Source organism: Bradyrhizobium sp. CCBAU 53338 (assembly GCF_015291665.1).
Classification (GTDB): domain Bacteria; phylum Pseudomonadota; class Alphaproteobacteria; order Rhizobiales; family Xanthobacteraceae; genus Bradyrhizobium.
The window spans coordinates 4,916,476-4,942,265 of record NZ_CP030048.1; the positions used below are offsets into that span (position 1 = coordinate 4,916,476).

The following is a 25,790-nucleotide window of genomic DNA, read 5'->3' on the forward strand; positions in this document are numbered from 1 at the left end:
CGAAAGTTTACGACCTGCTCTTGTCGGCGACGGCCGCCACCGGGACCGCGCTCTGCGGCTTCTCGAACATCAGCAGCGGGCGGAAGACGACGCGGCCGTAGGCCTCGTAGTGACGCTGGGTCGAGACCGCATTCTTCAGCGGCGTCGCATAGTTCGCCTCGAACGTCATGAACGGAGCATAGGTCCAGGAGAAGCCGACGCCGACTGAGGACATTTCCGTGATGCCGGGGGCCGTCGAATACACCGCGCCCCAGTCGGTGAAGACGTAGGTGTCAAATCCCCTGAGCCATTGCGACCAGTTGTAGTGCAGCTCGGCGTTGAAATAGTAGCCGCTGTCACCGGACGCCGCGCTGGTCGGATAGCCGCGCACGGTGGTGGGACCGCCGATCGTGAATATCTGGTCGCCCGGCAGCAGCTTCTCCTGGGTATACTGCCAGCCCGCCAGCACGTTGGCGCTGAAATTGGGCGGGCCGGCTGCGCTGGTCGCGATCAGCGAGCCGGTATAGGTGTTGAACGTGCGGTTGTTGCCGAGCACATGGTCTTGCCATTCGATGTAGTTCACGGCGGGCGAGACTGTGATCGAATAGGTGTTACCGGAATTGGTCACGGAGACACCGGCCGTGGCCTTGTCGTAGTGGTCGTCGGTCACCGCGACCGTCGAGAAGCGACTCACCGTCTTGCCCTCGGTTTCGGCGGCGTTGAGCAGCACAAGCCAGTTCTGCGTCACCCAGACCGGCTGGCTAAAATTGACCGCGGCCTGACTCGACCGTCCGGTGACGTCGAGCGCGACGAACGGACCGTCGATGATCTTGATCTTGCCTTCGGTATAGCTGACGCCGACGCGTCCGCCCCAGGGATTGACCGGAACGCTGTAGGCGGCGTTGCCGTTGAGGTTGCCGTCGGAGCGGACGCCGTAGAAGGTCAGTCGGTCGTCGACACCGAACAGACCGTGGCGCTTGTAGAAGGTGCCGCCTTCCCAGCGGCCGGTGTTCTCGGAGGCCTGGTTGTCGACGAAGAGCTGCCAGGTGTCGACCGGCGGCTCGATCACCGCGAACTGGAGGTCGGTCAGGCCGAAGCTCGTGCCGGGCTGGAGCAGCGCCTTGATCTGCACGTCGTTGGTCCGGTTGAACCAGGTCACGTCGCGATTGAGCTTGGGGACGTCGAGGACCTCGCCTTCCGGCTCCTTCACGCGCCGGAGGATGTAGTCGGTCCGCGTCTGCTTGTTGCCCTCGACGGTGGTCTTCTGGAGCCGGCCTTCGGTCAGCTTGATCTTGACCGTCCCGTCCTTCGGATCCTGCTCCGGCAGCGTCGCGATGCCGGTCACGATGCCGCGCTCGGTGTAGATGGCATTGATATCGGCGACGATCTGCAGCAGCGTCGCGATGTCGACATTCTTGCCGACATACTTCTTCGCGATCTCGTCGAGCTCCGCCGGCGTGATGAATTTGGATGGGTCGAATTCGAGCTTGCGCAGGCGGAATTTCGGGCCGCCGGGCTTCATCAGCGGCGACTTTTCCCTGGGGCCGCCGACCACGGCGGGGCCGTTCAGCTTGGGCGGCGCGCTCTGCTGTTCGAACTGGCGTCGTTGCCGGTCGACGTCGTTCTGGATCGCACCTGGATTGATCGTGGGCACCTGCGCGCGCGCGGCCACGATGCTCGACGCTGCAAGCCCGACCCCCAGTGCTGCCCCCAGAACACGCATCCTACTCTACCACGCTTCCGCAAGACGGCTCACTGCCGGCTTCGTCATGACGCCAACTGCGGCATCTTTCCAGCCAGGACGCCCCGTGCGCTGCCCGTGGCGGCGCAGCTTGCGCATGTCGCTCAGCCCCTCGATGTTCACCGCGGGACCGGACCCGATGGCCTCGACCGGTCGCGGCGACAGCAATGCGTCGAGCCGCGCATGGCCGGAGAGACCGAGTTGATAGAACGTTCCCCCGCTCTTCTGCGCCAGCCAGGTGTCGATGCTCTCATAGCCCTCGCCGTCGATGGCGATGTTGCGCATCATGCTGGCGCCGGTGTAGTCGTTGCAGCAGGTATGGGTCGCTCCGTAATTGGTGACGGTCGCCGAGATGTCGCCGGTGTAGAACACCACATAGGCGTTGCTGACATTGGCGTTGCCGACCTGGCTCATCGCGAACACGCCGCCCGGCTGATAGAGCTGGAGTGATGGCCAGTTCGTCGGCGCCGGCGAACGATTGTTCAGCAGCACCTGCTCGGTCGCTGTGGTCAGAACGAGCTGACCCGGCACATAGCCGTTCAGGATCGAGACGGCGCGGGCATCGGTCAGGAAGTTGGCATCCACCACGTTGAACTGATTGACGACGATGCTGTCCGGATCGAGCGAGATGTTGGCCGACGTCGCCGTCCCGCCGTGATAGCCGGTCACGTTCATGATCAGCGGAATCGGCGGCGTCGAGCGGATCTGCTCGCCCGTGACGTTGATGGTATCGGCCGCGAGGTCGAGTTCCCTGACCACGCTGACGAAGCCGATCGTCAGGTCGCCCCGCGAGGACAGCTTGATCGTGCTGCCCCGGATGCGGTCCAGCGTGATCGAGCCGGCCGTGTCGAAATGCGTGTCGCCGTTGGCGGAGATCGATCCACCGCGGAGCGAGCCGGTGTCGGACGTGAGATTGATGTCTCCGGCATCGCCCGGAATGCCGGTGGTGGTGAGCTGGGTGAAGCCGATATCCGTCACGGCGTGCAGCGTCTGCGTGCCACCGCTGACGGCCGTTGCGAGATTGATGCCGCCCGTCGTCGCGGTGATACCGAGCGAGCCGCCGACATTGAGGTTGTCCCAGCGGATCACCGTGCCGCGCAGGATCGCATCGCCAGTGGTCGCCGTGAGGTTATGCCCGGTGTTCGACAATGCCGCGATCAGCGTGGCCGAACCGTTGGCCGCGACCGAGCCCTGCGTCGTCATGCCGCCTGACGTCGCGGTCTGGGCCAGGATGAAGCCGTTGTCGGCGGTGACGTTGATGCTGCCGGCATCGCCGACGATGCCGGTGGCGGTCAGCGCGTTGAACGTCACGTTGTCATGGGCGTGGACGGTCTGCGTGCCGCCGCTCTGCGCGGTCTGGAAGGTGATGCTGCCCGCGCCTGCCGTCATGCCGAGCGACGTGCCGACGTTGAGCGTGTTCCAGTTCACCGGACCGCCGGCGGTCAGGAGGCCCGAACCGGTCGCGGCTGCGAGCGTGTTGCCGGTGATGGTCGTGCCGGCAACGAGCGCCGCCGAGCCGTTGGCCGAGATCGAGCCCTGCATCGTCGCGCCGCCTGACGTCACGGTCTGGGCCAGGATGAAGCCGCTGTCGGCGGTGACGTTGATGCTGCCGGCATCGCCGGTGATGCCGGTGGCGGTCAGCGCGTTGAACGTCACGTTGTCATGGGCGTGGATGGTCTGCGTGCCGCCGCTCTGCGCGGTCTCGAAGGTAATGCTGCCCAGGCTCGCCGCCATGCCGAGCGACGTGCCGACGTTGAGCGTGTTCCAGTTCACCGGGCCGCCAGCGGTCAGCAGGCCCGAACCGGTCGTGGCTGCGAGCGTGTTGCCGGTGACAGTCGTGCCGGCAACGAGCGCCGCCGAGCCGTTGGCCGAGATCGAGCCCAGCGTCGTCACACCGCCTGACGTCACGGTCTGGGCCAGGATGAAGCCGCTGTCGGCGGTGACGCTGATGCTGCCGGTATCGCCAGCGATGCCGGTGGCGGTCAGCACGTTGAACGTCACGTTGTCGTGGGCGTGGATGGTCTGCGTGCCGCCGCTCTGCGCGGTCTGGAAGGTGATGCTGTCGGCCGTCGAGGACACGCCCAGCGTTGTGCCCGCCGTGAACGAGGTCCAATCGACCAGGCCGCCTCCGCCGATCGAGCCCGATCCGGTGGTCGCCGTCAGCACCCTGCCCGTGCTGGTTGTTCCCGATGTCAGCGAGGCCGAGCCATTGGCCGCGACCGAACCCTGCGTCGCCGTCCCGCTCACGAGCACGGTCTGCGCCAGCACGAAGCCATTGATGGCGTTGACCGTGATGCTGCCGACGTCGCCGGTGATGCCGGTCGCGGTCAGGCTGTTGAAGGTGACGTTCTGGTCGGCCTGGATCGTCTGCGAGCCGCCGCTTCTGGCGGTTGCCAGCGTGATGCTGTCGGTGGTCGAGGTGACGCCGAGCCCAGCCGCCGCGTCGAGCGTCCCGCCATTGACGGCGGCGTAGGCAGTCAGCTCGATGGCTCCGGCCGTGGTGCCGAGCTGCGTGAAACGAAGGGCGCCGGCACTGTCGACCGTCATGTCGCCACTGCTCGTCGCCGTGCCAATGACGACGTCGCCCGCATGCGTCAGTGTCTTGGCGGTGATGGTGCCGCTCGCGCCATTGGCCGTACCCGCCAGGACGCTGTCGAGGCTCAACTTGCCGCCCGAGACGATATCGACCGACCCGTGGATTGCCGACAGCTGGACCGCATCGAGATCGGCGACCGAACTCAGGTAAATTCCTCCGGTGCCGGCAGTCGCCGTCAGCAGCGGCGTGTCGACGCCGACCTTCTGAGTCGAGGTGCCGATGCTGTTTGCAGAGAGCGACACCTCGGCGTTCGCGGCCGCCGCGGTGATATTGGTGTGGCCATCGCCATTGGCCGTGATGGCGCCGCCGGTGCTGTTGATCGTGATGACGGTCGCGGTCGAGGACGGATTGACGGTCGAAATCAGCTCGCCGAGCACGATATCGCCGGGCGCGGTCAGGCTGATCGATTGCCCTGACAGGATCGAGGCATTCGCGCTCATCGTGATCGATGCGCCGACCGCGGTCGATCCGGTCAGGCACGAACCGGAGCAGACCGTGACCGATCCCAGCGACGAACCCGCGGCGCCGCCGAACGAGATGCCGGCATCGCTGATGAGCGTCAGCCCGCTGGCGGCCGTCAAATTGCCGACGTTGAGCGACACCGGGTTCTGCGTCGCCAGCGTCGGACTATAGATGAAGGCGGATCCTGCAATCGTGCCGCTCAGCAGGCCGGTGGCGCCGACCTGAACCGTGAACGGCGTATTCTGGGTACCGACATCACCCGATGCGTCGAGGATGATGTTGTTGGCGGCCATCGTGACACCAGCCAGATAGCTGTCGATATTGCCGTTGGTCGCGGTCAGCGACACGGTGTCCGTGGCGAACACCTTGCCGAAGATGGCATCGCCGCCGGTTGCAGTCAGATAGGCGTCGGTACCGGCCTGCGCCGAGATCAGCTTGCCGTTGACATGATAGGTGAACGCGTTGGCGGCCGAGCCGATCGCGTTGGTGGCGGCGAGCGTCAAATTGCCGATCGCACCATTGGCCGGGTTGATCACGACCTGATTGGCATACAGCGCCGCGCCGGAGGAGCTCGTCGCCACCAGGATGCTCTGCGGTGCCAGCAAGGTGACGTCCCCACCCGCGGTGATCTGACCGATCGTCAGGCTCGCCACCGGGTGTCCGTCACTCGCGGCCGCCTGGACGTACAACGCGGCGCCTGATGTCGCGTTGAAGGTGCCGCTGGCGTTGACGTAGAGCGGCGCCGTCTGCGCCAGTTCGACGGAGTTCAGATCATTGACCGTCACGCCGTTCGGCAGACTGCCCAGCGTCAGGCCGCTGAGCGTGTTTCCATTGACGGTGACGCCGGCCGGCAGATGGGCAAGGTCGATACCGGCCAGAACCTGGTTGCTGACCGTCGCGCTGAACGTGATCGAGCCCGGCGTGGTCGCAACCGACAGCGCGGCCTGCTGCGTCGTGCTGATCGTGCCGTCCTTCAAGTCGGTCAGGCCGATCGAGACGCTGGGCGCGGTGCTGCCGACGCTGTTGCCGGCATTCAGCGTCACGTTACGGCCGACAACGCTGGCCGTGACATTCGTCCCCACGGTCCCGGCCGAGGGCAGCAACGCGGCATTGCTCAGCGTGGAGACGATCTGTCCCGTCGAGTAGACGGAGTTGGCCACCAGGCTGAGGATGCCGTCGCTCACCTGTGGCGTGCCGTTGGCCGTGAGGGTCTGGTACTGCGAATTGCCGTAGGCCTGGATCGTCGTCACGTTCGCCTGGTACTGCGTATTGGCGTAGCTCTGGATGGTCTGAACGAGGCCCTGGTACTGCGTGTTGCCGTAGGCGCTGATCGACGTGGCGTAGGACTGGTACTGGGCCGCCGCGTAGCCCTGGATCGACGCCAGATCAGTTGCATAGGACTGCGCAGCGAAGGCCTGCACCTGCGCATTGGTCGGATTGTTTCCGAGGAAGGCGACGGCGGCAGCCGCAACGTTGGTAATGCCGGCCGCGGTCAGCGTCAGCGCGCCGTTCTGGATCGTGCTGTTGCCGGCCCCGACGATGGTCTGGAACACCAGATACGACTGATTCAGGATCGCCGCGCTCGACGCCTGGTTCGAGTAGTAGCCTTGCAGCGCGGCCGCATTGAGCATCAGCGCTCCGGACTGCACGGTCCCCTGCCCCAGCATCGCGATGAAGCTGTTATAGTCCGCGGTCGAGATCGTGCCATAGCCGTTGCTGAACGGGTTGTTGACGTTCGTTCCCGCATGCGCCTGCTGGGCCCAGTCGGCCAGAACAGCATTGGTGATCGGCGCCGGCGCAGAGCAATTGTTGTACTGGCAAGTATTGCTGTAATCGAAGCTGGTCCGGTACGTACCGCTCGCGAGGTCAACCACGATGTTGAGGTTGTTCGCTGCGTAGGTCAGCACTTCCTGCTGCAGCGGCTGGTACTGGCCGTTGGCGTAGGACGAGAACGTGCTGCCGTAGCTCTGATACTGCGAATTGGCGTAGGTCTTGATGGTCGTCGCGAAGCCCTGGTACTGGCTGTTGGCATAGGCCTGGACCTGCGCCGCGGTCGGCGCCGTCGTGCCCAGGTGCAGCGCCGCAGCCGTCGCTGCCGAGAATTGGGCGATACCGGCGGCGGACAGCGTCAGCACGCCGTTGACGACCTCGCCATTGGCGCTCGCGGTCAGCCCCTGGAACGTCAGGTAGTTCGCGGCCGTCAGCGCCGCCGAGGCGTAATAGGACACGCCGGGGTCACTGAGGACGAAGCTCGAAGTCGACACCCCGTTCACCGTCGTCGTCTGGACCAGACCGCTCGCCAGGAGCTGCTGCAACGGATTGGTACCCAGCGCCGTCGACGCATTGGCGAGGATACCTGCGGTGTTGAACTGGAACTGCCCGGACGCCGCGCTGCCGCCGGTCGCCAGCGTCTGAAGATTCTGCAGGACTGTCGCCGAACTCAGCACGAACTGTCCGCCTTGCAGTGAGCCGGTGCTCAGAAGCGAGGTGAACGCGGTCGCGAGCGGCGCGGAGAGCACCTGCACAGACACCGGCGCGAGACCGGCTGCGCTCAGCGTCAGCACACCATTGGTGACCGTGCCGTTGGCGGTGAGCGTCTGATAGTTCTGCAAGTCGGTGCCGTACAGTGCCTGGCTGGCACATTGCGCCACCTGGGCATCCGTGGCGGTTGTCTGCCCCGGGGTCAGGATCGGGCCCGAACAGCCACCAAAGCCGCTGCAGCCCTGCTGGTCCTGCTGCTGCAGGTAGAGGAAGACCTTGTTGGCCAGATCCGTGTACTGCGCCTGGGCGCCTGAACTGATCGACTGGGCGTACGACTGGTAGATCGGGTTGGCGCTGCTGAACAGCGAGTTCTGGTACTGCTGATTGGCGTAAGTCTGCACCTGCAACGCGGTCGGGTTGGCGACGCCCAGCGCTGCCGCGGCGATCGACGTGTAGGCCGCAAGGCCGCTACTCGACAGCGTGAACACGCCATTGACGACCGCGCCGTTGGCCATCAACTGCTGGAACGAATTGTAGGCGGCGGTAACGCCGGCCTGCGCGTTGGCGAGAACGCCGGCGCTGCTGAAGACGAAGTTGCCGCTCTGCAACGAGCCGCTGGTCGTGAGGTTGACGTAGGACTGGTAGTTCGGCGTGAGCTGGGCCTGCGCCATGCCGTTCAGGCCTGCCGGCGACAGAGCCAGCACACCGTTCGACAGCGTGCCCGAGGCCAGCAGCGCGGTGTAAGCGCTATAGTTGGCGGCACTCAGTCCGGTCTGGGCATAGGACGCCACATTGTTGAGCACGAACGTGCCGTTCTGGATCTGCCCGAGCGCCATCAGGCTTGCAAACGTCGTCCTGTCAGCGCTGGGAAGCAGGAACGCGAAGGTCTGCAGGAACTGCATCGCATTGGCGGCACTGTACGTCGCCGTCGATCCGAGCAGATCGGTGATCGCGATCGGGTTGTTGGGGTTTTGCTGATTGTATTGCGCCAGTAGTTCGGCGGCGAAATTCCGGTAGGCGGTGCTCGCCGCGGTCGAGATCGACGTCAGGTAGCCCTGATACTGCACGTTGGCCGCGCCGTTGATGTTCGACGCATAGGACTGGTACAGCGCATTGGCGTAGGCCTGCACCTGCGCGTCGGTCGGGTTCGGATTTTGCGTGGTCGACGCCGCCTGGCGGAAGGCCGCGATGCCCGCGGCGGTCAGGGTCCAGACGCCGTTCACCAGCGAGCCGTTGGCATAGAGCGTCTCGAAGTTCTGGTAGTCCTGCGTCAGCGCCGTCTGGGCGAGCGAGGAGACACCGCTGGCACTGAGCTGGAACGTGCCGCCGCTCAGCGTCCCGTTGCTGAGCAGATTGGCGAACTGGGCATAGTTGGTGCTCGACAGTGCGCTCTTGGCGTAGCTCAGGATGCCGCTGTTGGTCAGGACGAAGGTGCCGTTCTGGAGCGAGCCGCTGGCGCTCAGCAGCGAGAACGCGACCGCCGGGGTGGCATTGAACGTCGTCGCCGTCTGCAGCGGCTGGTACTGGGCCGTGGCGTAAGACTGGATCGTCGTCGCGAAGCCCTGATACTGGCCGTTGGCGTAAGTCTGAATGCTCTGCGCGTAGCTCTGGTATTGCGCGTTGGCATAGGCCTGGACCTGCGCCTGTGACGGCGAGGCAACATGCAGCGCCGCGGCCGCAGCCGCGGTGAAGAAGGTGATGCCGGCCGCGGTCAGCGTGAGCACGCCGTTGCTGACGGTTCCGTTGGCGGCCGAGGTCAGGTTCTGGAACGCGGTATAGCCGGCGGAGCCCGAGCCCAGCGCGGACGACGCATAGTAGGCCACGCCCGCTGTCGTCAGCGTGAGAACGCCACTGGTCACCGAGCCGTTCTGCGCGGACGTCAGGGTCTGGAACAGGCCGTATTGCGTCGACGACAGAGCGGCGGACGCATAGTGAACGACGGCGTCATCGCCGATCGCGCCCGTGCTCAGCGTGAACACGCCGTTGACGACGGCACCATACGTGTTGAGCGTCAGCAGGGCCGCCGCATTCGCCGCATAGTTGGCGACCTGCGCATTGGTCTTCCAGTTCGACCCGTAGGCCTGTCCAAACACCGTGGCGATCGGCAGATACAGCGTCGGCGCGTAAGCCTGAACGGTGGTCTTGTAGCCCTGATAGAGCATGTTGGCGTAGGTCTGGGTCGCCGTTGCGTAGGCTTGGTACTGGCTGTTGGCGTAGCTCTGGATCTGCGCCGATGTCGGGTTGGCAATGCCGAGGGCAGCGGCCGCCGCCGCCCTGAACTGGTTGATGCCGTTCGCCGTCAGGGTCAGCGTGCCATCCGATCCGATCGTGGCGTTGGTGCTCGAGGTCAGCACCTGGAAAGCGGCATAAGCCGTCGACCCGAGCGCCGCCGAGGCGTTCGCCGAAACGCCGGCCACGGTCAGGGCCAGAACCCCGCCGGTCCCCAGCGTCGCGCCGTTCGAGGTCAACGTCTGGAACTTGGTATAGTCCGTGGCCGACAGGGCCGTTGGCGCATAGGTCGCGATCGAGGCCAGGTCGCTCGACAGCACGTAGGTGCCTTGCGCATTGGCGTAGCTCTGGATCGCCGTTGCATAGGCCTGGTACTGGCTGTTGGCGTAGGTCTGGATCTGCGCCGACGTCGGGTTGGCAATGCCAAGCGCGGTGGCCGCCACGGCCTTGAACTGGGCGATGCCGTTCGCCGTCAATGTCAATGTGCCATCCGCCGCGATCATGGCATTGGCCGCGGCCGTGAGGCTCTGGAAGGTGGCGTAGTCGGTCGAGTTCAGCACGCCGATGGCAAGACGCGAGATGCCGGACGCGCCGAGCGCCGCCGAACCGGCCTGGATCGTGCCATGCTGCAGCAGCACGCTATAGGCGAGCAGATCGCGGTTCACCGTGTTGGAGAAGGCAATGACGCTCGCGAGCGCGGTGTCGTTGGCGCCATCGAGCGCGGTCAGGTGCAGGGCCGAGGACACCGCCGCGACCTGCGCCGACGTCAGCGTTTGCGACGCGGTCTGCCCACTCGCGTCGAGGATCGTGCCATAGGGCACGTTGAGCAGCACGTCGCCGCTCGCCGACGCGATCAGGCCAACCCGCAGATCGCTGGAATAGGCCGAGGACGCCGCGGTCTGGGTCAGGCCGATGTCGCCATGGGCCACGACGTTGACGATGCCGCCGCTATACGAGCCGTCAGCCTGCTGCGAGGCATTGGCGCTGATCGACAGCGGGTTGGTGATCGAGCCGACGGCACCGAGCGTGCTGATCAGCGAGATGTTGCGGCCGGTGACCTGCGCATTGGCGCCCGCGACGAGATCGCCGGTGGCAGTGATGTTGACGTCGCCGAAGCCGCTGTTGGCGTTGCCCGACGACACCTGCCCGAGCGTTGCGCCCGAGGCGAGGTTCAAATAAACGCCGCCGACGCCGGCCTGCGCCGATAGCGCCCCCGGTGCCGATCCGGTGTTGGACAGCGTCGCGTTGATCGGAGCCGCCAGCGAGCCGATGCCTCCCGAGGCGTTGAAGCTCGCACTCTGGGTCAGGATCGAGCCCGTCGAGGTCTGCGAGATGCTGCCGCCGGTCGTCGTGTTGAAGAGCTGCTGCTGCGACGACGAGTTCACCGACAGCGCGCCGTTCGGATTGACGATGCCGCCTGTGAAAATCACGTTGCCGTTCGAGGCGATGTTCACCGTGCCGCTGGCGTTACCGCCGAAGTTGATCGTGAACCGGTTGTCCGCCTTCACCGACGAGGTGATGGTCAGCGTGCCGTCGTAGACCAGATTGTAGTTCCAATCGCCGGTGCTGGAACCGTTCTGATGGAAGCCATAGCTGCAAGAGGTTCCGTCACAATGGCCATAGGCGATGTTCCTCTGTTGGTATTGGTTGACGGTCCCGCTGATGGTTTCCTGGAACACCGGCAGGCTCGTCGAATTGCCGGTCGTGATCGTTCCCTGCGGCGTCGACGAGAGCGTGCCGTCCGCTGCGACATACGACCAGGGCTGATTGACGTCGCCGATGAATTGCCAGTCCGAGTAGTCGCCGATGGTGAGGACGGGAAGGCCGGTGGCCGGATCGATGGTCGTGGTGCCGCGATGGATCGATGCCTGTTGCACCCACTGGAAGCGCAGCCCCGAAACCGGATCGTAATATCCGTCCGAACCGGAGGTCGTGGAGCAATTGTTCGCGGCCGTACAGCCAACGCTGGTGTTGGGCGCCGCGCCGTTCGCGGTCTTGTAGAGGTTGATCGCGTTGGTCGCCGGCGAATAGACGTAGGTCGAGGTGTTGTTGCCGGACGTGATGTTGCGATCGACCAGGGTGACCGTGCTGGTCAGCGCCGCGGCCGCAGCCGTGTTGCCGGTGTTGACGCCCTTGACCACGAGGTCGAGGCCGGTCTGGTTGTTGATGCTGACGCTGCCGTAGCCGCCGTTGACGTGAATGTTGCCGAGCTGGTTGGTGCTGATGATCTTGCCGTCGAGCAGCACGCTGCCGCCGCCGGAGGACGCGTTGATGTTGGCAACGGTGATCTGGTTGGTCGCGGCGTTGTAAGTCGCCAGCGGCGCACCGAACTGGTCATAGACCAGCGTCATCAGCGGGTTGGTGGTCGGATTCGTCAGAACGTCCTTCTGGTAGTTGTACTCGAAGACGGAAATGGATCCGCCCGAGACGCTCGAGTTCGTCACCGTCGTCGCGCAGCCGGTCTGGAAGTACATGCAGCTGAACGAGTTGTCGTCGCCGGTGGTGGTCGTCGTCGTGGTGACGACGGCGGGCGCAGACAGGCTCGAGTCCAGATTGATGCTGTAATTGGTCTGGCGTCCGGCGGTGATCTTGCCGTTGACGTCGATGATCCTGGCCTTGATCGCGACCTGGGCACCGTAGATCTGGAAGCTCGAGAGGCTGCGGCTCAGATTCGCCGAGGCATATTGCTGGGCGACGCTCTGGGTCGCGTCGGTCGACTTGGTCAGCGAGAAGTACGAGATGTACGGCTGCATCGCGTCGTCACCGCCGTAGTTGAAATCGTAATTCTGCGACTGGCTGACGACGCCATCCCAGTTGGAGGCGTACTGGGTCTGGTACCGGATGCAGTTCCCGCTGACGTACATGACGCAGTTGCCGAACAGGATCATGCTGATATTGGCCGGCGAGCCGTCGACCTTCGTGCCGGACTGGCCAACCTCGCCATAAAGATCCGCGTTCAGCGTTTGAGCGCTGCCGGCATTCGGGAACAACGTGTTCGCGAGATACGCGGCCGCGATGTTGCCGACCGGTGCGCCGCTCGCCGGGTTGCCGCCGGGGAACACCATGAAGTTCGCCCATTCCGAGAATGGCGCACCGCCGGCGATATACATGCCGGAGTCATCATTCGCCGAGACCGCGACCGCGCCGTTCGGAACGGTGATCTGCACCTGCTGGCCGGTCAGATTGGCCGACAGGCCGTAGGAACCGAGCGTGTTGTTGACGGTCACGAGGCCATTGACGTTGGTGACGTCGCCGAGGATCAGCAGCGTCGGCCCGTTGACGCTCAGATCGTAGTCGGGCGGGTTGTAGGAGTTGTTGATCGCGATCGTGGCGATCCCGCTCGTATTCGCGTTGGCGTGAAGCGTCGCCGTCGATCCGGCCGCAAAGCCGCTGGCCGCTCCCGTGAAGAAGATGTCGCCGGCCGCGGCAATCCCGATATAGGCGCCGGTGAGCACAAGATTGGCGTCGCTCGCGTTGTTCACCGAGATCGTCGGCGCGCCCCTGGCGGTGACGGTGCCGCTGCCGGTGATGTGGTCGGCGTTGAGGGTGACGGTGCCGCCCGAGGCGAACAACTGTCCCAGCGCGAACGCGTTGCCCGACGTGCTCAGGCCGTTGAGCAGCGTGCCGCGGGTCTCCTGGTCGAAATGACTGTTGATCAGCGTGGTGCCGTCGAACGCGTTGGTATAGCTGAAGCTGAACGGCGCGCCGCCGGGCGCCACGCTGAGACAGCTGGCGCTGTTGTCGCAGGAGATGGTGATCAGCAGCGAGTTGTAGATGCCGGCCGTCAGCGTGCCGTTGACCGTTAGCTCCGCGTGGGCGTTGTTGCTGGGGTCGCTATGGCCGTCGCTGGCGGGGATGAAGCCGAGCTCGTAGCCGTGGCCGCTACCGGTCGCGGTCGCGTTCACCACCCCGGCATAACCGCCGGCGACGATGTTCTGGCCGCTGTTGACCGATGCGCCGGCCGCGATGGTGACATTGGTGTTGTTGGTGAGCGTCGACGACGCGCGCGCATCCGGCACCGCGATGAGGCCGCGTGTGAAGCTGATCGCCGAGGCGTCATCCTGCATGGTGGTGGACGTCAGTCCATCCGGGCTCCGGCCGGCCGTGAGATTGATGTTGTCGAACGCGGTCAGCACCGATGCGCCAACCACGATGTTCTGGTTGGTCGTGATGTTGGTGTTGGCGAAGGCCGCGGCGGCGACGAAGGCAACGCCGTAGGTGTTGGCGTTGGACGAGGTGTTGGCGGACGACATGGTGTAGGTGCCGGCCCCGATCGTGCCGAACGAGGTGATCCACACCTGGTCCGCCGTGGCCGAGGACGGTGATGTCAGCGCGCCGGAATCAAAGGCCGTGGCCGAGCCGATATTGATGTTGTTGTCGACATCTGCGTGCAGCGACGACGAGACGCCGGCGCCTTCGATCCCGCCGCCGGTGACCAGCGTCACGCGGTCGGTGCCGGTGATCGTGCTGGTGGCGAGCATCTTGATGTTGCCGGGGTTCGAGACCGTGTCGGTGCCCGTGGCGATGTGGGTGTTCTTGCCGATATCGACGGTCGTCACGCCGGTCAGCGTGATGGCGCTGGTGGCGCCGACGCCGTTGATGCCGCCGCCGGCGCCCGCATTGGCGCTGGAGCCGGTGCCGACCTCGTTGAAGATGTTGTTGGCCGTGATGGTCAGGTCGGGGGCGCAATCCGAGACGTCGCAATGGCCGGGGCTGGTGCCCCTCACCCCGATCGTATTGTTGATGCCGATCCCCGCCGTCACCACCGAATTGGCGTTGTGGGTCGACGCCGCGCCGCTGGCGCCATAGGCGGCGGCCTGCCCGGTGTCGGCCATCGTCGTGTAATTGTCGATGTGGGTGGCAAGGATCGCCAGCGACGCCACCGAGATGAAATTGTCGGAACTGGAGGTCGTGGCGCCGCGGTTGCCGTTACCGATGCCGGCGATGACGGTCGAACTGTCCGACGTGTTCGCCGAGGCGCCGTTTCCGGAGACAAAACCGCCGCTGCCGGACAGCGCGTGAACGTAGTTGTTGTCGGTGCCGATGGCGGAGATCTTCACCACGCCCGTGTTGGAGGCGTCCGTGTTGTTGCCGATCGTCGCGGTCGTTGTCGTGCCCGAGGTCGCATTGGCCACCACCACGCCGACCGCCAGGATTCCCGCCGCCGCGATACCGGTGGCATTGGCGCTCTGGCCGGTGGTGTTCTGGGCGAGAACCGTGACGTTACCGGACGACAGCGTGACGTCGTCACCGATCGTGGCGGCAACGCTGGACGAGTTGGAGGCAAGCGACGCCGTTGCCTGGAGCCCGAGAAGAACAGCGCCGGAGGCGCCGACCGCGTTGGTGTAGGCCGCGTTGCCGCCGTCCTGGACGCGCTCGTAGGCCGAGACCGTCACGTTACCGGTCAGCGCGGCGTTGTTCAGCACTTCCGCCGTGACCGTTGAGTTCACGGTCGCGGTCGCGACCGAAGCGCCGACGGCGGCAGCGCCTGCGACGACGCCGAGCGCATTGGCCTCCGCATCCGGCGTGTCGGTCGCGGTCATCGTCAGGCCGCTGCTGCCGCTGGTCGTGATGCTGGCGCTGGAGCCGACCCGCGCCGTGACGTTTGCGAGGTCCGTCGCGGAGGCGGTCGATCCGTTGCCGCTGATGACGCCGCCGGAGGCCGCGACCGAATAGGCCCACAACATGCCGGCGTTGGAGGCGTTCACGCCGAGGCTGGCGGCCGTGATATTGGCGCCGCCCATCACCTGCGCGGTGACGAGGCTGGTCTTCTGGGCCGACGTGACCGAAGCGCCGACCGCGGCGATGCCGACCGAGGCGCCTTCGGTCTGGGCGCGCTGCGAAGAGGTGTCGCGGGCGCCGACATTAATGGTGGCGGCGGTGCTGCTGGTTCCCGCGACCTGCCCGCCGATCTGCGCGGTGACCACGTTGGCGACGTCACCCTCGGCGACGGCTGCATCGCCACCGAAGTAAAGCGCTCCGCCACCGGCGATCGACTGGATGTCGATGGTCCGGCCGGGATGCGCGCCGCCGCTCGCGTCCTGCACCGTCGCCAGCACGTTGATGGTGGGCGCCACCGCCGTGACGGGGTTGAGGCTCGCAAGGACGTTGCTGCCGACGGTGGCAAAGCCGATCGCGGCACCGACGCCGGCATTCTTGCCGAAGCCGGCCCCGAGCAGGAACATCTGTGCGCTGGTGGCGCTGGTCGCGCCCACGTCGATTTCATGGGCGATGATGTGACCGCCGTCGATCTGCGCGGTCACACCGTCGGCACCGCCGTTCAGCGCCGTGCTGACATCGTATGTCGAACTGGCGTGCGCTCCGGACGGAGACCCCACGGTGCCGCTCGCGACCGCGTTGCTGCCCTGGTCGGAATTGGTTTCCGAATTGGTTGCGCCCAGGGTGCCGCCGAGCTGTCCCATCTGCTGGGCGAACACGGCGCCGTCGGCAAGGTTTACGCCGACGTTGATGATCCCGATCGTCGCGGCAATTCCGGCCGAGCCGCCGATGCCGGCGGTCACCGCGTAGGACGAGACCTCGCGCGTGCTCTGGCCGACGACGCTCATCGTGCCGGACGAATTCAAATTGCTGTTGCGGGTCTCCGCGACGGTCGAGCTCTGGAAGGAGACGACGTTGGCCGCAGCGCCGACGCCGACGCCCGCCCCGCTCGCCGCGATCGACAGCGCGCCGGCGATCTCCATGATGGTCACGGTCTCGGTCCCGCTGACCGAGATCGCACCGACCGAACCGCCGCTCACCGACTGCACAGTCGTGTCGTAAATTCCGGAGATCGTCGTGTTGTTGGCGATTTCGATATTCGCCATGCCGGCGATGGCGGCGGTGCCGCCCGTTGCCGCGCCGCCGACCGAATAAGCTTGGAAATTATCCGTGGTCGAGGCCGAGACGTCGAGGGTACCGGTGCTGGCAAGGTTGATCGCCGTGGTATGCGTCCCCGTGCTGTTGCCGCGATAGTGGAACTCGTCGCCGATATAGGCCTCGGTGGTGTTGGCGCTGACCTGCACCAGGAACGCGGCACCGATGGCGGCCTGGCTGCCATAGGCGCCGCTGCCGTTGGCCGAGGCGATGCCCGTGCTGTCGGCGGCCCTGACGGACAGCGACGTGGCGGTGAGCGCGCCGCCATCGACATAGGCTTCGGTGGTCGCCTTGAAGACGTTGAGCCCGACCGAGCCGCTGTTGAAGCCGAGCGCGATCGAGGAGGCATCCTGCTCCGCATTGGACTTGACGGTGACGGCTCCGACCGCAGGTGCGCCGGCGATGATGTTGCCGATCGTTGCATTGGTGATGGTGGCGTACGTCTTGCGCGCCATCGTCGTGCTGACGATGGTGGCGCCGCCGGCGGCGCCGCCGCCACCGGTGACCGCTGCGACGCCGACGCCGAACGTTCCCGAATAGGAGAAGCTGCTGGCCGCGACGTCGATTTGCGGCGCCGGCGTGGTACTGGTCAGCCGCGTGTCGATGCCGGCACTGTCGATATAGGCATTCGTCGTTCCCTGCATCACGTTCACGATCGGGTTGATCATGATTGCGATGCTGCTGCCCAAGGCGAGGCCGGCGACGTTGGCAACCACCGCCTGGTGCGAGCTGGCAACGACGGCAAGACCCTTCACCGATTCCTGCGTCTCGCTGAGATCGGGAATATCGTCGGTCGGCGCGCTGAACCCGCCGATATTGAACGCATGCGCGAGCGTTCCGCTGTTGACCGACAGGACGTCCGACGAACTGGTGCCGAGCGCGTCGACCATGGTGGCCGCCCCGCTGATATAGGCCGACGTGCTGCCGTTGATCGAGTTGGTGACCATCGAGCCACCGCCGCCGGCCGCGCCCTTCGAGATCGCGAAGGCGCCGGCAAATACGGCGATGCCGTCGGTGTTGTCGGCGAGCACGCCGACATTGTTGGTGGCGAGCACATCGGCGCCGCCGCTGATGCTGGCGGTGACGTTGGTGCCCATCACATTGGTCGCAACCGATCCTGCAAGGCCGATCTGCGAGGACAAGGCCACGCCGACGGCAACCGTCGAGATGGTGGCGTTCGAAGCAGCGCTGACGTCAACGTCGCCGCCGGCGACGATCTTCGCGCCCGTGACGTTGGCGTTGAGCTGATTGCTGATCTCGCTGTAGACGATCGAAAGACCGGCGGCGCTGCCCTGGGTCGAGGCGCCCCCGACTGCCGCCGTGGAGGTGATCGCAGAATTGTCGAGCGCCCGGACGCTGACGTTGCCGGCGTTCACCACCGTATTTGCGGGGGTCGAGTTGCCGTCGCCGATCGCCGCCGAGACGTCGTTCCTGATGGTGCTGACGACGACGCCGCCCTGCCCGGCAAACTGCCCGGTCGCAAGACCAAATCCGACCGCGACGGACTGGATCTTCGAGGAATCTTCCGCTGACACCAGCGCGCTACCGCCCGTCGCGGTCATCAGCGTCTGGGTGATGTAGGCCGAATGGGTGGTGGAAATGGCATCGGCGACGATGGCTACGCCGATATTGTTCTTGCCGGCCTGGACGAAGCCGGCGACCGACATGATCGCCGCGCCCGGCCCGGCCCCGACGCCGCCGTTGAGCGCGGCGCCGCTGAAATCGACGCAAGCCTGCGGGCCGTTCGGAGTGCTGCAATCGTCCTGCGCGACCTGGCCGTTGTTCGTGCTGCTGGCGAGGTTATGGAGCGCTGTATCGAGATCGGAGGCGTCGCCGCTTTGGGCACTGACGATGACGGTGCCGCCGGCCGACATCGTAATGGTGCTGCCGCCGACATAGGCCGCAATCGTCGGGCTGATCACGTCGATGACGATGGCGCCCGCCAGGCCGTTGCCACCGAGGCCGCCCGAAGCCGCGCCGGCCGCAATCACGGCCGCGTCGTCGCCGATCACGGCCAGCGTGTTGAATCCGTTGACTTGCGAATTGGTGATGTGGGCATCGACGGCCTTGCTGCCGCCGGGATCGCGAATTTCCGCGTAGGTCAGCGCCAGGCCGATGCTGCCGCTGCTGCTGCTGGTGCTGCCGGACAGATACAGCGAGCCGCCCCCGATCGCGATGTTGCTGGTCTGGTAGGCGTTGACGTCGAGCGCGTTCGACGTCCCGGCAGTGACGCCGGTCATGTTCGAGTTGTCGATATAGGCCGTGGTGCTGTCGGAGATCAGCGCGACCGAGGCCGCGACCGAGGCCGCAATCCCGGTGCGGGTCGCGGTCAGCCCGAGCGCGACCACGGTTTCCGAACCGCCGGTCAGTGCGGTGACGCTGGCACTGGCTTCGTCGCTCATCGTCGTGTTAGCGATGAAGGCGGTCGTCGAATTCTGCGAAATCGCGACCGCGATGGTTCCGTCAACGGCGGCGCTCGGGTTGCTGCTGCCGGCAAAATTGAGCGCGGCTGCGCCGGAGCCGTTGTCCAGAATGGTGTAGTTCAGCGCCTCGACCTGCACGAACGGCGCAGCGCCGACCGCGTAGGGATTGGTCTGATTGATCGTGACGCCGGAAACATAGGCCGTGGTGTCGATCCCGGTCTGCGAGACCGCCGAACTGCCGGCGATATCGATGCTGAAGCTCGGCGACTTGCTGCCGGACTTGGACGCAGCGGCCGCCGCGGCCCGGTTGAGCTGGCTTGCCACGGACGTCCCGAATATGCCGGTTGAACCCGACAGGATCGACTTGGCCTTGGTCGCCGAGCCCACCTGGGCGAACGGATCGGATTCCACCACCGCGACCGAAGCAACCGTGAGGCGGCCGGCGGTTGCGGCGCGCACCGTCAGCGCACTGCTGGTGATATCGCCGCCGTCGGCGGATGTGGCGCCGCCGTCGTCACCGCTGAACGTCTGGATGTCGCTGTGATTGTCGCCGATATAGGCGGCCGTGTCCGCGTCGACCGTCAGATAGGCGACCGCGAGGCCGACGCCGGAGGTGGTGCTGAGCTGGATCGCGCCGGCGAGCGACAGCACCGAGATGTTCTGATAGGCCTCGACATCGATCGTCGCCGCCATGACCGTGGCACCCGAGCTGATCGAGGCGTGGGTCTCGTTGTCGATGAAGCCGAGCGAGGTCAGGCCGTTGAGCGCGATGCTGCCCGACGACGAACCCGACGTCGGCGCGATCGCAAACATCAGGTCGGTCGTGATGGCGGTGACGGCGATGTCCTTGGCACTGAGCATGACGCCGTTGGAAACGCCGGCGTTGGTATTGCTGCTCGAGATGATGAGGTTGAGCGAGCCGCCGGCTGCCACCCCGCCGGAATCCGCTCCGGGCATCAGCACCAGAGGCCCGAACACGCCGCCGATGTTGATCGAGTTGTTGGTCGCCGTCGCCGAAACGGTGACGTTGCTGGCAAAATTCACCGTCAGGCCGTTCTGGCTGCCGTCGGCCACCTGCGTCGACCAGGCACCCGTCGTGGTCTTGTTCGACGTCAGGCTCGCGCCGCTCGCGATCCATGCCGTGGTGTTGTCGGTATTGCCGAAATAGGCGAACGAGCCGGAGACGCTGGCCGTGCTCCCGCCGCTCGCGGTCGCGTCGGCATAGGTGGTGACGACGTTGTTGACCGCGCCGAAGTTCGCGTTGAGATGGCTGAGCGTCTCGCTCAGCCCGTCCCACTGGCCCCAGGTGTTGGTGTTCGGCAATTCTGTATCGGCCGACACCGCGATCCGCGATGCGTCGACAATGACATCCTGACCGACATAGGCATTCGAATTGTGGTTATAGCTGCCATAGGCAACCGCAGCGGCGATGGTGCCCGCTTCGGGCTTGTTCGGATTGCTGACGGTGACCGAGGACGACGAATTGTTGCGGATCTGGTCGTCGATCACCCGGCTGACGACGCTGACGTCGCCCGCGGAATAGATCGACGGAGCGTTGCCGCCGCCGATCGCGGTAATCTCGGCATTGGCCGACTGGTTGCTGGTGGCAAGCGACAGCGAGCCTGCGACCTTCAACGGAAATTCGATCGACACCAGCGGGGACATCAGGGCGCCGATAACGCCGGCGGACACCTTCCCGAGACCGGCGATGCCGAAGGTGATCGCGCCGACCAAGGCCGGCTGCCCCAGCGTTACGGACGCACTGACCGCGTTCTTGCTGGTATCCGAAAACGCCGAGACCTGCACCGGGCCCGGCGCCGCCGCGCTCGAACTGCCGACGTCGGCGCCGAGGATCGCAGTTGCCACGCTGCTGACATTGCTGACGGCGGCGACTGCGCCGACGCCACCGGAGCCGGTCGTCGGGTTGAAGGCGAACGCCGTGGCGCTGGTCGAGAACGAATTGCCGTTTCGCGCGGTGACGCTGATGCCGCCGGCGCCGGCGCTGATATTGGCGCGGCTGTTCACGATGGCCTGGGTCTGGATGTCGGCCTGGCCAACGGCCACGGTCGTGATGAACTGCCCCGCCGTCGTGATGGTCAGCGCTGACACATCCAGCGTGGCATCATTGGCGGCAGCGACCCGCAGCGATCCGCCGGCTGCGATCGTCGCATGATCGGCGACGGTCACCGAGACGTTCGCCTTCACGCTGCCGACCACGACGGAGGCGCCGAACGGCGAAATCGCGCTCACAGCGACGACGGGATCTGCCGCCGTCTCCGACCCCGTTGCCGTGATCGCGACGTTGCCGGATCCCGAGATGTTGGCGTACGAATTGATCGCCACCGTTGCGGTCGATTCGCCGGCGACGTAGCCGCCATTGACGCCCAACCCGGCGAGCAACACGCCGATCGTGGCCAAATACCCAAAGGCGTTGCTGGTGAAGTTCGACGACGCCGACGAGTTGGCGGCAATGGTAACGTTGCCGCCAGTGATCGTTGCCGCGTCGACCGCGATGCTGGTGGTCGAACTTGCAAGGCCCGAAATCAGGCTGGTGCTCCAGGCCGCGGACAGCGTGACGTCACCGTCGGTGAAGGTGCTGCCGCCGGAATTGATCGCCTTGGCCAGGATCTGGGCACCGGTCGCGACCGTGATGATCGGCGCGTCGAGCTCGATTCCCAGCGCATTGTGCGTAGAGTGAGACTGCGCGTTGAGGAAGCGGGTGTCGATGATGCCAGACGCTGCGACGTTGATCTGCTTGTTCGCCGATATCGTCAGCTTGGTCGCGTTGGCCGACGCGAGAATCAGCGCCGCGATCTGGCTGTTGCTGACGAACGCATAGTCCGGCGTGTTCGGATTGCTCGCCGCGATGACGATGTTGTCCTCGTTGAAGCCGAACCCGACCGTGACCGCATTGATGGACGCGCCGGACACGACGTTCAGCGTGGCGCCGGACAGACCCACTGCGATGCCGTTGCCGGCGGTGATGGATGCCGTCGATGCCAGCGTCAGGCCATGGGACCCAGCCGACAGCGCGAAGGTGCCCGCGCTCATGGCGGCAACATAGTTGGCGATGACGTTGTTCGACAGGATGCCGCCTGAGCCGTTGCTGCCCGACGAACTATTGACCGTCAGGTCTTCGTCGAAGGCGAAGATCACCGTGCCGTTGGCGCCGGCCGAGAGCGTCGCTCCGTTCGCAACCGTGATCAGGTTGGAACTGAGCAAGACCGTGCCGCCCTTGACGGTGCCGCCGACGCTGACGAGACCCGAGCCGCTGCCGGCTGCATTCAGGGTGACCGTGCCGGACGTGTAGCTCGTGCCGCTGTTGACCGCGAGCGCAACCACCTTGCCCAGCGCGGCGACCGTGATCGTCGGCGCGGTCAGCAGCAGGTTCACCGAATTGCCGGTGGACACGTTGTTGCTCATCTGGGTGCCGTCGACGACGCCGGTACCGTCGACCGTGATCGACGACGACGCCGACAGTTGCAGCGTGCCGATGCCGTGCATCGCGGTGACATAGCGCGCCACCGTCGCATTGGAGACGAACCCGGACGCGGCATTGTTTGTCGACGTGCCGGCATCGCCGACGAACATGGCGGTCGCGGCGCCGGTGTTCAGGTTGATCTGCGAAGCGGTCAGTTGCAGCGGCGTTTGCGCGTTGATCTGCGCCCCGCCGCTGGAGGCGGCGTTGATGTTGATGACGCCGGCACTGCCCGCGTTCAGGAGGATGGTGTTGCCGCTCACGGTGCTGTTGGCCGCGAAGGTCAGTGTCGGCGCGGAAAAGTTCAGGTTGCGGGAGCTTCCACCGGCGACGACGGCGCCGTTGTCGATCGAGATCGAGCTGCTGGCGGAAAGCCCGAACGTGCTCGACCCGGCGAGCGCGGCCAAATAGCTCGCGATCCTGGCGTTGGAGAGGAAGCCTGCGTTGGCGGCGTTCTGGTCGCTGGACGGACCGACATAGATCGCGCTCTGTCCGTCGTTGAACGTCACGAGGCCGCCGTTCAACGTTCCGGCACCGACAGTGATGTTCGACGAGGTCAGCGAGATGTTGCCGGCCGTATAGAACGTGCTGCTGGAATTGACGACGTCGGAGCGCACGGACGCGCCGGCGGCAATGCCGATGGTCGGCGCGGCAAGGACGATGTTCGCCGGCGCTCCATTGCTAACCCCTCCGCTCTGATGGCGGACGTCGATGACGCCGGCGGCATCGACCGCGATCGACGACGCGCCGGATATCCTGAAGGTCTCGATCGGGCCGGCGGCGAGATAATTCGCGATCGTTGAATTCGTCAGATTGACGGCGGCATCCGCGGCGACATCGCCGATCACGACGTCGGCGGCGCCGTTGGTGAGGCTGAGCGTGGGCGCGACCAGGTGCAGCGGCGTCGCCGACGAAATCTGGGCACCGCCGATCCGGCTGGCGTCGATGTTGAGGTCGTTGCCGGCCAGCAGGGACACGGCATTGCCGCTGACGCTGCTGCCGCCTGCGAGCGTGATCGACGGCGCGCTCAGCGTGACGTCCAGATTGCCGCCGCTGATGACGCCCGCCGCGCCGACGGCCAACGAGACCGTCGAGGACAAATTCATCTTGCCGCTGCCGTTGAGTGCGGCGACGTATTGCTGCACGCTGGTGGCGTCGTTGACCGAGAATGCCGATTGCAGGGCGTAGTTGACCACCGCGCCCGCGACCGGGTCGCCGTCGTTGACGCCCGGCGCCGAAAACGCCGCCCCCGTCGCGACCGAGATGTTCGGCGCCTGCAGCGTGATCGCCGCCGTGCCCAACGGAACCGACGAGGCGATCGTGGCCTGCGCGCCAACATTCACGGTCGAACCGGCCCAGAGGTCGACATTGTCGCCGACGATTGCGCCATTGGCCGCGACGACGCCGCTCGAGGAACCCGTCGCGTCGAACCTGACGTTGCCGCCGACATAGGTCGTCGTGCCGTCGGCATTGACCGCACCGGCGAGAATTTGACTGCCCTGCGATGCGGTGATCGACGGGGCGGTCAACACGACGTTTTGCGAATTCGCGGCGGCAAACCCGTCGGAATCGCGAATGCGGGTGTCGATGACGGCGGTCGCACCCAGCGTGACCGAGGCGCCGGCCTGCAACGTGGTGATGCCGCCGGCCAGCGTACCGGCCACCGAAACGGTGCCCCCGGACGTGCCGGTGGCATCGAGGGTGATGTCTCCGGTCGTGAAGGCCGAGTCGGAATCGTTGATCGCCTTGGTCAGGACCTGGCCGCCGGCCAGAATGCTGACGGTCGGCGCCTTCAGCGTCACGCCGAGCGAGCTTGCGGTGGAAAGGCCGCCGCTGATCTCGCGGGTATCGACGATGCCGGTGGCGTCCACGATGATGGAGGTTGCCGCGCTCACGGTCAGATCGCCTGCCCCGTTCATCGCGGCGGCGTACCGGGCAATCGTCGCGTTCGAGATGAACCCTGTTGCGGTCCTGTTGGCCGAGACGGTGCCGTCGCCCACGATCGCAGCAGCCGTGCTGGTCAGCATAAGGTGCGCGGCATTGAACTGCAGCGCGGTATTCGCCACGACCTGCGCGCCACCATTGGCGGCAGCGTTGACGTTGATGGTGCCGCTCACGCCGGAATCCAGCAGCACCGTATCGCCGCGCACGTAACTGCCGGCCAGCAGGGTCAGCGTCGGCGCGCTCAGGGTGACGTTGAGGCCGCCGGCGCCGGCGTCGACCCGGCCGTGCTGGTCGATCGTGATCGAATTGCTCGCCAGCAGCGTGAAGGTGCCGGTACCGTTCAGGGCCGAGATCGCGGCCGCGACCGTCGCGTTCGACATGTTGACATTGGCATCGCCCTGCGAGGCGTCTCCGATGACGATGTCGACGGGATCGAGAACCAGCGTGCCGTGCCTGCCGTTCGGCGCCGCCAGATCGATCTGGACCTTGTCGCCGATATCGAACCTGCCGTCGGCGCTGAGGTCGACCAGACCGCCATTGCCCCTGGCGGCGCCGGCATCGATCTTCGCGCCGCTCCTGACGGTCATGTCGCCTTGCGTCTTCAGCGTGATGTTGCCGGCATCGCCGGTCCTGCTGGCGGTAGCGAGCCTGGCGTTCTTGCCGACTTCGATGCCGTTGCCGGCCGTGACGGTGATGTTGCTCGGCGTCGTGGTCTTGCTGCGCGCGGTCAGCCGCCCGTTGACCGTCGCCTTGTTGACGGCGCCGATATGGATCGAGCCGTTGGAGACGGTGATGGCGCTGGCGCTGCGCAGGCCCTTCGAATTGACCGACGCCGCGAACTTCGCGGCGTGATCGAGATTGGCGATGTCGCGCTGGCTCGCGCCGCCGACCAGCACGTTCTGCCCGGTCAGGCGAACGCCGTCGATGGCGTTGATCCGGCCGTAGATCCTGATATTGCCGTCAGGCGAGACCGGGAACGAGCCCGCCATCAAATTGCCGACCGCGGTGCCGTTGACCGCGCCACCCGGGCCGATCAGGCTGTCGGTGAACTCGCGCGTCGGCGTCGAGACGTTGAGGCTGCCGACATTGACGGTGCCGCTGCGGCCGACGACAAAACCCTTGGGATCGGCGAAGTAGACGTTACCGCCGATCGCCCCGTTCATGTAGGAGTTCAGCGTGCCGTTGACGTAGACGGGGGCGTCGCGAACGATGTTGACGAGGTTCTGCGTGCCGGTCGGCAGTTGCAGATTGACGGTGTTGCCCTGCCCGACGCCGAACTGCGAGAACGAGTTGAAGGCGTTGGCGCCCGACACCGTCGACGTCGTGACGTTGGTGACGCTGCCGGAGGTCTGCAGGCTCGTACCGGTGCGCCCGTCCGGAACGATGACGTTCGCCGTCTGCGCCTGAAGGCGGACGCTGAAGACGGGCAGAAAGACCATCTGCATCGCGCAGAGCAACGACATCGAACGGAAGCGTGCAAGTCCTTGCAGCATCCGTTCGCCGTTGCCGTCTCGCGTCGCAAATGGTCCGCGCATTTCAGTCCCTCTTCATCGGCATTGGCGCCGATCCACGACCACGTGGGAG

At 65.7% G+C, this 25,790-nt stretch carries 2 protein-coding genes; both read right to left on the reverse strand.

The annotated features are described in order from the left end of the window. Nucleotides 1–7: 7 nt before the first annotated feature. Complete coding sequence (locus tag XH90_RS23300; RefSeq protein ID WP_194476663.1) at nt 8–1,702, reverse strand: ShlB/FhaC/HecB family hemolysin secretion/activation protein; 1,695 nt, start codon at nt 1,700–1,702, stop codon at nt 8–10. A 6-nt stretch (nt 1,703–1,708) separates the two neighbouring features. Beyond that, the gene (locus XH90_RS23305; RefSeq protein ID WP_194476664.1) at nt 1,709–25,741 is read right to left on the reverse strand and encodes a leukotoxin LktA family filamentous adhesin; all 24,033 of its coding nucleotides are present in this window, start codon (nt 25,739–25,741) and stop codon (nt 1,709–1,711) included. Between the last annotated feature and the right edge of the window lie 49 nt (nt 25,742–25,790).